General features: G+C 34.6%; 17 protein-coding genes and 1 pseudogene. All 18 read right to left on the bottom strand.

Features of this window, described 5'->3' with window-relative positions; translation table 11 throughout:
* Positions 1-744: 744 nt before the first annotated feature.
* Positions 745-1,098, bottom strand: coding sequence for a hypothetical protein (locus A3849_RS29005; protein ID WP_074114546.1), 354 nt, complete (start codon positions 1,096-1,098; stop codon positions 745-747).
* Between the two features lie 307 nt (positions 1,099-1,405).
* Positions 1,406-1,681 carry a hypothetical protein gene (locus A3849_RS29000; protein ID WP_074114545.1) on the bottom strand — a complete coding sequence of 92 codons (276 nt, stop codon included), beginning with the start codon at positions 1,679-1,681 and terminating at the stop codon, positions 1,406-1,408.
* A 293-nt stretch (positions 1,682-1,974) separates the two neighbouring features.
* Positions 1,975-2,364, bottom strand: a complete 390-nt coding sequence (locus A3849_RS28995; protein ID WP_256701064.1) for an RHS repeat domain-containing protein — start codon at positions 2,362-2,364, stop codon at positions 1,975-1,977.
* 109 nt (positions 2,365-2,473) lie between these two features.
* Positions 2,474-2,653 carry a hypothetical protein gene (locus A3849_RS32595; RefSeq protein WP_143191932.1) on the bottom strand — a complete coding sequence of 60 codons (180 nt, stop codon included), beginning with the start codon at positions 2,651-2,653 and terminating at the stop codon, positions 2,474-2,476.
* 312 nt (positions 2,654-2,965) lie between these two features.
* The gene (locus A3849_RS28990) at positions 2,966-3,322 is read right to left on the bottom strand and encodes a hypothetical protein (RefSeq protein ID WP_143191931.1); all 357 of its coding nucleotides are present in this window, start codon (positions 3,320-3,322) and stop codon (positions 2,966-2,968) included.
* 260 nt (positions 3,323-3,582) lie between these two features.
* Positions 3,583-3,858 carry a hypothetical protein gene (locus A3849_RS28985; protein WP_074114542.1) on the bottom strand — a complete coding sequence of 92 codons (276 nt, stop codon included), beginning with the start codon at positions 3,856-3,858 and terminating at the stop codon, positions 3,583-3,585.
* 27 nt (positions 3,859-3,885) lie between these two features.
* Complete coding sequence (locus A3849_RS28980) at positions 3,886-4,143, bottom strand: hypothetical protein (RefSeq protein ID WP_074114541.1); 258 nt, start codon at positions 4,141-4,143, stop codon at positions 3,886-3,888.
* Positions 4,140-4,541 (bottom strand): RHS repeat-associated core domain-containing protein, encoded by a 402-nt coding sequence (locus tag A3849_RS32590; protein WP_143191930.1) that lies wholly within the window; start codon positions 4,539-4,541, stop codon positions 4,140-4,142. The genes A3849_RS28980 and A3849_RS32590 overlap by 4 nt, the downstream gene beginning before the upstream one ends.
* Positions 4,542-4,687: 146 nt before the next feature.
* On the bottom strand, positions 4,688-4,897 hold the full coding sequence (locus A3849_RS28970; protein WP_074114539.1) for a hypothetical protein: 210 nt from the start codon (positions 4,895-4,897) through the stop codon (positions 4,688-4,690).
* 125 nt (positions 4,898-5,022) lie between these two features.
* A complete protein-coding gene (locus A3849_RS28965; protein WP_074114538.1) occupies positions 5,023-5,229 on the bottom strand; it encodes a hypothetical protein in 207 nt (68 codons plus the stop codon).
* Between the two features lie 11 nt (positions 5,230-5,240).
* The gene (locus A3849_RS28960; protein ID WP_256701062.1) at positions 5,241-5,801 is read right to left on the bottom strand and encodes a hypothetical protein; all 561 of its coding nucleotides are present in this window, start codon (positions 5,799-5,801) and stop codon (positions 5,241-5,243) included.
* 36 nt (positions 5,802-5,837) lie between these two features.
* Positions 5,838-5,891 (bottom strand): annotated as a pseudogene (locus A3849_RS33790) (hypothetical protein); the annotation flags it as partial.
* 372 nt (positions 5,892-6,263) lie between these two features.
* On the bottom strand, positions 6,264-6,617 hold the full coding sequence (locus tag A3849_RS28955; protein WP_074114536.1) for a hypothetical protein: 354 nt from the start codon (positions 6,615-6,617) through the stop codon (positions 6,264-6,266).
* Between the two features lie 224 nt (positions 6,618-6,841).
* Positions 6,842-7,195 carry a hypothetical protein gene (locus A3849_RS28950; RefSeq protein WP_074114535.1) on the bottom strand — a complete coding sequence of 118 codons (354 nt, stop codon included), beginning with the start codon at positions 7,193-7,195 and terminating at the stop codon, positions 6,842-6,844.
* A 772-nt stretch (positions 7,196-7,967) separates the two neighbouring features.
* On the bottom strand, positions 7,968-8,306 hold the full coding sequence (locus A3849_RS28945) for a hypothetical protein (protein ID WP_074114534.1): 339 nt from the start codon (positions 8,304-8,306) through the stop codon (positions 7,968-7,970).
* 419 nt (positions 8,307-8,725) lie between these two features.
* Positions 8,726-9,364, bottom strand: a complete 639-nt coding sequence (locus A3849_RS28940) for a tetratricopeptide repeat protein (protein WP_218619278.1) — start codon at positions 9,362-9,364, stop codon at positions 8,726-8,728.
* Positions 9,365-9,608: 244 nt separating this feature from the next.
* A complete protein-coding gene (locus tag A3849_RS28935) occupies positions 9,609-10,103 on the bottom strand; it encodes a hypothetical protein (protein ID WP_074114533.1) in 495 nt (164 codons plus the stop codon).
* Between the two features lie 1,215 nt (positions 10,104-11,318).
* Positions 11,319-11,549: hypothetical protein (locus A3849_RS28925; protein WP_218619277.1), on the bottom strand; the 231-nt coding region annotated here is incomplete at its 5' end.

Below are 11,549 nucleotides of genomic sequence, written 5' to 3'. Positions count from 1 at the left end.
TCATTGTAGTTTCCAAATTTCAATAAAATGATTGGAAATGATGACGATATGACAAATAATAAACACCCTAACAACATGACTTTATTGCTTGCAAAAAATTTCCTTTCGATAAAGATCACTACCTCTTATTAATATTTTTACACTCCCATTTAGTTGTAACATCAAGAAATTAAATACTTCAATCTTTCTGAACTCGTACTACAGTTATTTGCTTTTGTATATGTTTGCTTGGCGTTCTGAGTTAGCCCTTGAGTAACATTCACTACTACAGTTTGGACTATTTGATTGTTAACCAGATAGACAACTGTATTTGAAGAAGCGCTATACACAACAGTTGTAGTGTATTCAATCGCAGCATTTGAATTGCCTATTTTCACCGACGCCTTGTAAATATTAGATATAGAATTATTTAGAACTGCATCATCTCCACTTTTCAATGCATTTGTTGCTAGTCCCTTCTCCATGACTAATGTGATAATACCAAAGTTTAAAAACTCTACTGCTATCAAATGATTTTAACATGGTTTTGTCTACCTCCTATATTTAATCACTCATATGGATTCGAAACTTTTTTCCATTCTCAAAGCATCCTGTACGGATGTCAGGGCGGTTTAAGGTATCGTACGTATAAGATGTCGTCATACCTGCATCGTCATATGTTTCATCGGGTCCGTATACCCGGTCACATTCCCGCTGATGTATCCTTTTCAGATATAGGGTAGTCCACATTGCAGTTAAATGTAGTTAATAGAGACTTATTTTTTCTCCTAAATACATTAAAAATCCTTCCTTGATGTTTACTATAAGTTCATTTTTCATTATTTTGTCTAAGTGCCACCACCAATGTACAATGGGTTCAGGCCCTTTAGACCAATCTCTGATACAAGATAAATATGCTACAAAGTCTTGAGCTCTACCAATTAATATTTCATCATAATATTGCAGCTTCTTTCTATCTTCTTCTGCTAAAAGCAAATCATTATTAAAGAGAGTGTCTCTATTCTTTAATGTAATGTCATATTCAAATGGACTTAAAATAAGTTTTCCTTGAACATCACAGCCATAGTCCTCAATTAAATCAGACCAATTATTTTGCATTATTCCCACCTATTAATTAATTTTCACTGCTTTAAGCCCTTACCCCTTGTACCCTCCGCTAACATCCACTCTAAAGGCGGTATCGATTACGTTATCTGCCCCGATTATCCCCCCCAACACCCATCACCGTAAATATAATATGCTTGGTCAAAAGTCATCCACTAGTTTGGTCATGCGTATACTTATAAATTTCTACGTCTTTAGAACTTAATTTCTTCTAGGAATTGATTGATACGACTGATATCCACTACTTTTTTTCAATAGACACTGCATTTAATAACTTCAACCAATATGCATCTCTTTACATTTATGTACTTTGTTTAGGATAAGGTACAGGCTTTAACGTAGGGTCACCCTCTCTCTTCCACCAACGGATGTTTGGTCCATAATAAATAGTTTTTGCCCAGAATTCATCCCCTTCATGATATCTTATATCCTCTTCTCCAAAGGGAGTTTTCCAGAATTCATTTAATCTTCCCCAAGCTTCTTCATCACTTATGTTAAAAAGCCTGATCATTTCTAGTATAATTTCCTCGCAGAACTTTTCAGATTCATCTGTTGTCACAAAACTAAACTTTTCCATATAAATTCCCCCTTAAATTTTTTCAAAAGTTATAAATTGGAGAAATGATTATACTCACTTTATTACTAAATCCGTTGAATAGCCATGTAGCCATTCTAACGGAACGTATTGCAATTTGATTTCCCTTTGACCTTGACGCTATGTTGGTTCCGACATCTTTATCATTACATAGCGACTCCATTTTGCAGTGGCAGTCTTAAATTCTAAGCTGCAAATCATAGGTATAGCCCGTATCTACTGTGTCCAGACTCACATTGCTGGTGTCGGATATGGTTTGCCGATTGCCCCGCACATCATTGGTATACGTCGTATTTCCCGCCATCTGGTCGCGTAATTGACACGAGACGGTTCAGTGCGTCATAGGTGTAGCTTGTCGTTTGAGTCCCCCCGTTATTGCGTGACTCGCTTACCGCAACTCGGTTCCCTTTATTGTCATAGCTGTAGCTATACCCCGAAAGCACGAAGCTTCCCTTCGTATTAGTCATGCTCTCCGTCCAGCCCAGTTCTTTGTTGTACGTATATGCTGTATTCAGTATACTGCCGTCAGTGAGAGTCGGGTACGTAATCGACTTCACCTGATTATTCGCCAAGTAACTGTAGCGATGGTGCTCTTTTTTCAGTTGCCCGATTTCGTCATACGTATAACCAAACGTGCTGCCATTGCGGTCTGTTTTAGCGGCCAATTGACCTAACTTACGAGGGTTAATTTCGACAGATTCATTAGATACTGGATGAGGAATTGTTATACAAAAAACCACATGGAGCTGTTACACTCGCATGTGGCTAATAATACTATTTGTTAAAAGGATGATGTGGACATTTGGTACAGCAGTGATCTGCTTCTTCTTTGTTTATTCTAAGTTCAGTCAGTATGTTAAAATTAGCTATTTTCTCTCTTTCATAATTAATATCCATGCAAAGACCTAATTCAATAACCTTGTTCAATAAAGGACAATAATAATCCTCTTCCATATTTGCTTTTCCACCTTCAATAAAGCCTTAATGCTTCATCAAAATTTTGCTTTCCATAAGTTGTTACAACCTTACCAGCTCTATTGAGTACTACTACGATGCCTTTTGTTAGATAAAAGTAAGTATCTGTAACCTCTTGTTCTAATACCAAAAATGGCTTGGCAACTGTTTGTTCTATTCATTCTTGGCTGTTCAACTGTTAAAGCTTCTGTAACGAAAAATCCAACCGTAAATTGATCCAGTAGCTTTTGATCTTCATTTCTTTAAAACCCAATTGCAACCAATTATATCATCCTAGCAGTTTGATTTTGTTTACTCATGCAATTTAGTACTTAATAGTGAAATCATTTTTCGTACGTCCTCATAAAATCCCTGTTCTTCTTTTTCCGTAAAATAATATGGCAAATAATCTTTTTCTATTGTACTAATATTTCTCATTTGATCAATTAAGTCCCATTTATTTGGTTTTTCATGTTGATTAAACCATTTACCTCCATTTGACAACCATTCTGCCTGGTAATGTAATAAACCTAGTTTTGTTAAATCGTCAATTCCATACTCTGCACCACAACATGCGCAAACATCAAAACTTGGTGTTTTCCCATCAATTCCCCAAGGTAACTGATTTATTCCTGCATAACCACAAATATGACAAATAAATTCCACCATTTTACACCTCATTAACTGCCTGATATACTCCAAGTAACTTTGAACTGTTTTAAAATCTTGCTTTGCTTGGGCACTCATAAATGAAGTTAATAAAAATTGAGTCTCTTTCTGTTAGCTTCAGATAGATTCTTATCATTTTCGATTAAATGCCCCAACGGATCACTATAAATTAAAAGATTATTACTATTACTGCATACGTATACATATTCAAACTCAGCGGATTATCAATCTACCCCTGTAACACATAAGTAAGAATTATCTTAGTTCTGATATGGGTAAGGCACAGGCATTAATGTTGGATCACCTTCCCTTTTCCACCACCGGGCTTCCTTACCAAAATATATGGTATTTGCCCAGTAGTTATATGTCTCATGGTAACTTATGTCGTAATCTTCTTCAAAAGGACTTCTCCAAAAATCATTCACTCTCCCCCATGCCTCTTCCTCACTTATATTAAACAGTTTAATCATCTCAATCACAATTGCTTCACAAAATTCCTGCGCTTCTTCTGTTGTTGCATACCTAAATTTTTTCATTTGATATCTCCTTTAATACATCTATCATTATTCAAATCTAGCAAAACCTTTAAACAACCACGCAGCCATTTTTGGAGAACGGATCGCAATTTGGTTTCCTTTTGATGCTTTACCTTTACCAATATCATTTGGATTTGCTAAAAATGGACCAGCAACATAATCATAATTGTCTATTAATTTCTTTTGTCGCCCAAGGGTCACATAACGTTCCCATTTTCCACTAGCAGATTTGAAAACTAGACCTTTGAATTGCGCAAATCCTCTAGCATCAACTGTAAATTTCATGACCAATCCAGCATCTCCATACATTTTTTCCGCCCAATCTCGGCTTGTTCAGGATCAGTAGTCACGTAAAAACCTTTTCCAAAATCAAGATAAGAACGTCCAGCAGTTACATCTATACCATTTTTCAAAATATCCGCAGCAAATAGCGCTTTAAACAAAGCATCCATCGCAGCTGGATCAGATACACCTGATAGAGCGGGCATTGCTCCACCACCACCTGTACCTTGCTCCATACTATGGCCTGTAGGATCTGAATGAATTAAAGGATTATTTGCTACATATGTGTATAGATTTAAAGTTAATGGATTATTGATTTGCCCCTCATACGTATCCTCATTTATTTGAGACTCCCATCTTCCAAGCTGCAGATTTATACTCCATATGAAGGAACAGGTCATGAATTATATTTCTAACCTTCACTACCATTCCCGAGACTTTAAATGCCATTTCAAAGGAAAAAACCACATAGAGTTGTTGTACTCGCATGTGGTCCTAGATACACTATTTATCGTCGTTTAAATCCCTCACTTTCCAAGAAATCACACTAGTCAATCGGACATGGAGCAATTGTTTTCACTGCACTTAGCGGAATTAAAAGCCTTGTATCATCATGATCTTCCTCAGGCATTATCACTATAGTATTGTTGAATGAATAATAACTAATATACATTCCTATTACATGTAAATTATCAAGAAATGTTATCTTAATATATTTATCTAAATAATTCTCCATAAAAATCTCTTGTTTTTCCATGATACCCCTCCTAATACTACAAGTAACTTCCATCTCAAGCCTGCAAACAAATTCCCGTGTCCAAAGCTGAAGTACAAGAGAATTGTCAACTCTCATTTTAATCATCTTTCAAGTAATCCTATTCGTTAATGGAACCAACGAGCTATAGTTTTTATTGCACTTAGCGGAATTAAAAGACGTACATCATCATGTTCATCTTCAGGCACTATGACTATAACATTGTTAGAATAATAATAATCAACATAAGTTCCCGTTACATGTAAGTTATCAAGAAATGTTATCTTGATAACTTTATTTATGTAACCCTTCATAAATATTTCTTGCTTTTCCATGAAAGACCCTCCTAAATAATAACTGGTTTTCTATCGTCAAAAAAGTATATTCCCTCATTCGTCCAAACTTGAACATCATATCTGAAAGGTTTGTCTTCAAAATAATTGTACAATTTAGAACTAAGATTGATGATATCCGTTAATTCGAATTCAACATTGTCAAATGTTAGATCATATATAACAACATCTGCACCTTGTTTCTCTATCCCGTATTTAATTGCATCAAATGCACTACTTAGTTTGAACTTACCTCCTACAGGAAAAGCTGTCTTTAATTCAACCTTGTAATAGCCGTTTATTTTAAAATCATATTGCGGTGATTTACCTTTAGCTTCTGGGTTTAAATAAACATCTTTTCCCATATCTAACAACAAATTAACGACATATCTCTCATGTTTCTTTTCTTTTTTATTTAATTCTTTTTTATCTTTATTGCTCTCATATGTCAATAATCCCCTACATACTGGTGTATTATCTGGATGATAATCTGAAAATATTATTCCAAAAAATTCAAGCGCGAGATTACCGCTAACTCTCACTTTAACATTACCGCTTGGATCATTGAAGATCAACGGGTTATTCTGCACATACGTATACAAATTCAAACTCAGCGGATTATTAATCTCACCTTCATACGTATCCTCATTTATAAACCGCCCGATACTCGGATCATAATACCGCGCCCGCAGATAGTAAAGACCTGTCTCCTCATCATAGATCCCCCAGCGTATTTGAAAGAGTTGGAAATCCCCTCTGTTTGGCTAAGAATGTTCCCCAAACACCGTACTCATAGCTATTCACTAGCTTCCCGTTTGTATCTAAGATTTGTACTACGTTAGTTTCTTAATGACGTACTATAGGGATGGTACTCAAGTTGAACGCTAAGTCCCGTTTATTATAGATTGCATTCCCTACAAACCACGTAGAAACTAAAATCTATTTAACGGTTGAAACTTATTTTCCCCTGTATAGGAAAAGGTAAAAAAGACCTTGAATGATCTCCTCAAGATCTTTTTTAGAATTACTTTAACTCTTTAGTATAGTTTGCTAAAAGGCAGTTCAAACATATCTAATTCATTTTCAACAACCTTTATTCTAAATGCTACTACAAAATAACGCTTATCATTTGATGATAGAATTGTGATATTTTCGAGCCTCACATCCTTGTCGATTTTTTTCTTGATATAAAGAAGGTCCTCATTCTTTGCTTCTTCAATTTTTAAATTTGTAAGGATATATGGTAATTCTACATAAGTAACATCAATAAAAATAATGTCAATATTTTTAGCGTTATCAGCGCTTTTAATGCTTCTTACTAGTAATTCTCCATGACTAATGTGATAATACCAAAGTTTAAAAACTCTACTGCTATCAAATGATTTAAACATGGTTTTGTCTACCTCCTATATTTAATCACTCAAATGGATTCGAAACTTTTTTCCATTCTCAAAGCATCCTGTACGGATGTCAGGGCGGTTTAAGGTATCGTACGTATAAGATGTCGTCACACCTGCATCGTTCATATGTTTCATCGGGTCCGTATACCCGGTTCACATTCCCGCTGAGGTATCCTTTTCAGATATAGGGTAGTCCACATTGCAGTTAAATGTAGTTAATAGAGACTTATTTTTTCTCCTAAATACATTAAAAATCCTTCCTTGATGTTTACTATAAGTTCATTTTTCATTATTTTGTCTAAGTGCCACCACCAATGTACAATGGGTTCAGGCCCTTTAGACCAATCTCTGATACAAGAAAAATACGCTACAAAGTCTTGAGCTCTACCAATTAATATTTCATCATAATATTGCAGCTTCTTTCTATCTTCTTCTGATAAAAGCAAATCATTATTAAAGAGAGTGTCTCTATTCTTTAATGTAATGTCATATTTAAATGGACTTAAAATAAGTTTTCCTTGAACATCACAACCATAGTCCTCAATTAAATCAGACCAATCATTTTGCATTATTCCCACCTATTAATTGATTTTCACTGCTACTATGGCTTCGTAAAAAAACAGCCAATTGTTCCTCTGACATTTCCTTTAGGGTATGCAGAGAAGCGTACACTTCCCAGAAAGCAAGTGCCGTTTTACCATCCACTTCCGAGAAGAACCTTGTATAACTTGGATACGGATAGCTAATTTGCTGGTGCAGCTTCTTTACCGTTTCTGTTAAACTCTTTTATAATAAACAATAGTAAAGCTCTTCTCATATCATTTCTTCCCTGTTCACGTCTTTAATCGTATGAAATCAGAAAGATAAGGTCCATAGTCAAAGTTTGCTTGTACATAGTATGCCGCATCGAATGTAATCAAATTTATATTCTTGCCCTCATAAAAATAATATAAAATTTTTCCCGCAGCCTTCCGTCCCCCGCTGTCATTAGTGATTCGAGCATCTGGTTGATGTTATGGATCTTCCCTTGATGGTGCTCTTAGCAGGCGGCCCGCTTTGTCATGCACATATACGCAGAGCTGCTCCCATTGCGGTCTGTTTTAGCCGCTACCTGCCTGGCACTGTGAATGTGAAACTCTTTTTCACAAAAAACCACATGGAGTGTTTAGCTCACATGTGGCATCAATGCTTTACACAATCAAACTATTTAGTATTTTAACAAATTTCTCACATATTCTGAGCATTCTACTAGAAAAAGCAATGAATCTTTACTTTAAATATTCTTAATTTAGATTCATTTACATGAAAGCAGTAAAACAGCTACTGATAAATTCAGCTATATTAGTGTATTACAAAAAAATCATCGTCAGGTGCACCGTCAAAATTTAAAAGCAGTTGGTAGTATCCAAACTCTTTCCCTTTATATCTAATAGGGATTGTAACAATGACATGATTATAGTCGCAATTAGGATAGTTGTTACTGTAATTTATTGCTACTGATTTAATTTCAACTTCAAAATCTTCTCTATCCTCTTTTCCTTTGTATGTTGAAAAATAGCACATAAATTCATCCGGCTCTTCGATTTTATAATTCTCAATGTTAACCCAAAATCCGTTATATGCTTTTTGTTCAATATCGTGTTCTATAATCCATTTTTTAAATTCTTCAAAATCAAGCATTAAGTACCTCCTTTCAATGAGTTTTTTCTAAAACTTCAAAAACAGCGCGAGTCCCACCCGTTATACAGCACATTGGCATAGGTTTTGACCGCATTCGTGGTGCTTAATACACGACTCTGTGTATTATATGAATAACTATCGGATAAGGCGGATGGATCACTTTCACTGGCATACCATAATTTTGAGTTCAACAAATGATAATTCGGGCTCATAGTGTGATTATTTCTACTGGCTGTCCAGCATGGGGCGAGTGGCGGTTAAGACATTCCCCCAATCATCAAAACTGGTTTCGCTGTATCATTACGTCTTAATGTAAATTAGCATCGACGTTATGGTACGTCAATAAGGACTTTGAAAATTCAAAAAAACCACATGGAGTTGTACACTCTCATGCGGTCAAGCGATGATCTCGTTTATTTTTACACCAACATTCGTTCAATTTTTTTTTTATTTTCATTACTTAGATGTATACCCCGCACTTTCTGATTGAGATATTCATTATAATCTGAGAAATCTAAAATAGTATTTTTGTCATATACCAATTTAATATTTTCTAACGCTTTCTTTATCAAACTTCTCCCTTCTATAACATTTCCCTGATCAATAAAAATCCTTCCTAATTGTATATATGATTCAACATTATTTGGATCAAGAGCAATGGCTTGTCTTAGCATCTCAACTTGTTTTTCTTTATCCGTGACTGCGAAATGCCATGATAGTATTAACCTTTTTATGGAATTCACATATGTGTTAGTAACATTAATATTATTAATCTTACGAACTAACCCCTCATCAATTCCAGCCAAATAATAATAATGAACACAGCATTCCAAAATTGTTGCTGCCCCATTCTTCTCATCCTGTTCATAAATTCGATATATACAAGTGAGGCTCTTAGGATAATCAACTAAGGGAACGGTTAGTACAGTGACAGCTAGACGTAATAATAAATCGATGTTATTCGGATACACTAAGAGTTGCTGCTCAATGAATGCCTCAACCTTCTCTATCTCATAATTCCGAACTGCTTCAGATATTTTTTTTTCAAATTCATTCAATTTTTCTCCCCCTATTGTCTTTTAAACATATCAATTTTATAAATTTCCCATCCTTTACGTAAATTCTAATTTCCGATTCAAACCCATTGATCGTTGTTCTAATTTGTAGGCCCCTTTTTTATAAGCCCTTTTTCATTCATTACTTCAAGAATTTTAAATCCGGCAGAAAAGACATGTGATTCTTATTAATTTAATAGAAAAAACACATAGATTTATGTCACTCACATGTAGTTTTTCTCGCTTATTAATTTTTTGCACTAATAGAATAATAAGAAACATTATCCAACTTTTCCTTACTCCCTTTTAATATAGCATCATCGAAGCTCAGAACTACGTTGTTAAGTTTATTAGCTTTTTTGTCTATAAATATTTGTAAGTTTGTAGGGCGCTCTGTTTGATAGGGGATCATCTCTTCATAAACTATTTTGTTATCTAACACAAAAATAAGTCCGCTCATTAAATCAGTTGAACCTTCATACTTAGCACCTAAAGCATTACTAATTTCCTCGCTTGAACTTCCCACCTGAAAAACAACCACCTTATCCCACTTAAATGTAGTAATTTCGTTAAGTGAAATATCACAAATCTCACTCAAATTGCATTTGTCATCTATGATGTGCATAATTTGATCACTTAAAGATTTCTCCTTTTGACAACCTGATATCATTAACATTAGGAAAGCAACAAATATTATCCCAATCCCAATTTTTCTTATAGAATAATTATGCATAAACTCCATATCTCTCCTTGTAAGAACAACGTCAAATCCTCATCACAAACTTTATTTGGTCTGCAGCAAATCCATCATTATCGAGCTCTGTTATCCTCTTTTTTGACGCCTCATATTCTTGATCTGATAGTTTTTACCAAACAATTGAATATACAATTATTATTGTACCAAAGGTTTGAGGAATGGCCTCATAGAGTCTAGAAAACTGATAATATTCTAAATTTGCTAAGGCTGTATCTTTTCTTGAAGCACCTGTACCTATACCAGAACCGATTGCACTTCCAGCAAAGTTAAGAGGGCTTCCAAGATATGTTGACCTATAGAATATAGTTGACTTAGCGTTATATTGTTTCATTTTAGCTGATCAATAGGAATAGGTCTTGCTTTCAGTATCAAACCGTATTTATTAAGTTCCTCGTATTCACCACCTATTAAGGTTTAATTCCAGTTTCCTCAAATACCTTGTCAATCTTCTCAAAGAATTGTTTCTTTCGTATTTCGCATAATCTGGATGTACTTCCCATTCGTTATCCCGGTGAACGAGATAATATAAGACCAATTCCAATGCTGTCTTTTTATTACGATTCTGTTCTTGAAATACTGTAACTACATCTTCAATTCTTTTAAAGTATTCATTGTCTTCATTATTGACCAACACTTCCAACTGTTCAATCAGTCGCTCCCTTTTTTTGTTCTTCATGAATATAGTCAATGATCTGATTATTATGCAAATAATGCTCTGTTGTTTCTGATGGAAGCAACTTCTTCTGGAACAAGGTTTGATCCTTAATCCCAAATAACTCAGACAATTGCTCCAGACACGGTTCAGGTATTTTCCGTCTTTCTTTGATCCAGTCCTGAATGTTTGCTTGGAACCCCCTATGGCTTCTGCCACCGATTTGTACTCCATGTTAAAAGTGTCAGCAATAAATTGTATTCCAATCATTCACTCCCCGACATATTTAGTATGTCTTTCGAATTTGATTATATATACCAAGAATGTCAAATGCTTTTTTACGAAAAAAACCACATGGAGATATAACTCACATGTGGTAGAAAATTAATTTTTTCTTTTTTAAGCCATCTTAAACTATTCTATGTTCCCTTAATACTCCAATTACTTCATATAAGTAAGCCTACAACTTAGTACACCTTACAACATACCATTTTCAGTATTTTTTAATAGTTCTAAGCTACGTGGATGTTAGTGAACCTTCAATTAATTTATTCCAATGTAAAGTATTCTTTTTTCTCCAAAAATTCTGTACCTTCATAATATTCTATCATCAGTTCTTTATCATTTAGTTCCGCATTTGTAATAGCATCTGATGGCACTGCAGTTGGTGAGAAGCCTCTAACTATCTCTTTGTACATTTTTTTTTCATCAAAAATATCCCTAAATATTAATTTACCCCCATCATCCATAAACAAAATAAATCCTTCCTGTATTAACAA

Source organism: Paenibacillus sp. P46E, from assembly GCF_001909095.1.
Taxonomy (GTDB): domain Bacteria; phylum Bacillota; class Bacilli; order Paenibacillales; family Paenibacillaceae; genus Paenibacillus_AQ; species Paenibacillus_AQ helianthi.
Note: the sequence above shows the minus strand (reverse complement) of the source record. Positions and strands in the feature narration are given on the sequence as shown.

Bases quoted from the DNA above. Each gene is read 5' to 3' on its own strand.
- A3849_RS28985 (WP_074114542.1), bottom strand. From the start codon at position 3,858: ATGAAAAAATTTAGGTATGCAACAACAGAAGAAGCGCAGGAATTTTGT.
- A3849_RS29000 (WP_074114545.1), bottom strand. From the start codon at position 1,681: ATGGAAAAGTTTAGTTTTGTGACAACAGATGAATCTGAAAAGTTCTGC.
- A3849_RS32595 (WP_143191932.1), bottom strand. From the start codon at position 2,653: ATGGAAGAGGATTATTATTGTCCTTTATTGAACAAGGTTATTGAATTA.
- A3849_RS32590 (WP_143191930.1), bottom strand. From the start codon at position 4,541: ATGACCTGTTCCTTCATATGGAGTATAAATCTGCAGCTTGGAAGATGG.
- A3849_RS29005 (WP_074114546.1), bottom strand. From the start codon at position 1,098: ATGCAAAATAATTGGTCTGATTTAATTGAGGACTATGGCTGTGATGTT.
- A3849_RS28990 (WP_143191931.1), bottom strand. From the start codon at position 3,322: ATGGTGGAATTTATTTGTCATATTTGTGGTTATGCAGGAATAAATCAG.
- A3849_RS28950 (WP_074114535.1), bottom strand. From the start codon at position 7,195: ATGCAAAATGATTGGTCTGATTTAATTGAGGACTATGGTTGTGATGTT.
- A3849_RS28965 (WP_074114538.1), bottom strand. From the start codon at position 5,229: ATGGAAAAGCAAGAAATATTTATGAAGGGTTACATAAATAAAGTTATC.
- A3849_RS28970 (WP_074114539.1), bottom strand. From the start codon at position 4,897: ATGGAAAAACAAGAGATTTTTATGGAGAATTATTTAGATAAATATATT.
- A3849_RS28945 (WP_074114534.1), bottom strand. From the start codon at position 8,306: ATGCTTGATTTTGAAGAATTTAAAAAATGGATTATAGAACACGATATT.
- A3849_RS28980 (WP_074114541.1), bottom strand. From the start codon at position 4,143: ATGAAATTTACAGTTGATGCTAGAGGATTTGCGCAATTCAAAGGTCTA.
- A3849_RS28955 (WP_074114536.1), bottom strand. From the start codon at position 6,617: ATGTTTAAATCATTTGATAGCAGTAGAGTTTTTAAACTTTGGTATTAT.
- A3849_RS28935 (WP_074114533.1), bottom strand. From the start codon at position 10,103: ATGGAGTTTATGCATAATTATTCTATAAGAAAAATTGGGATTGGGATA.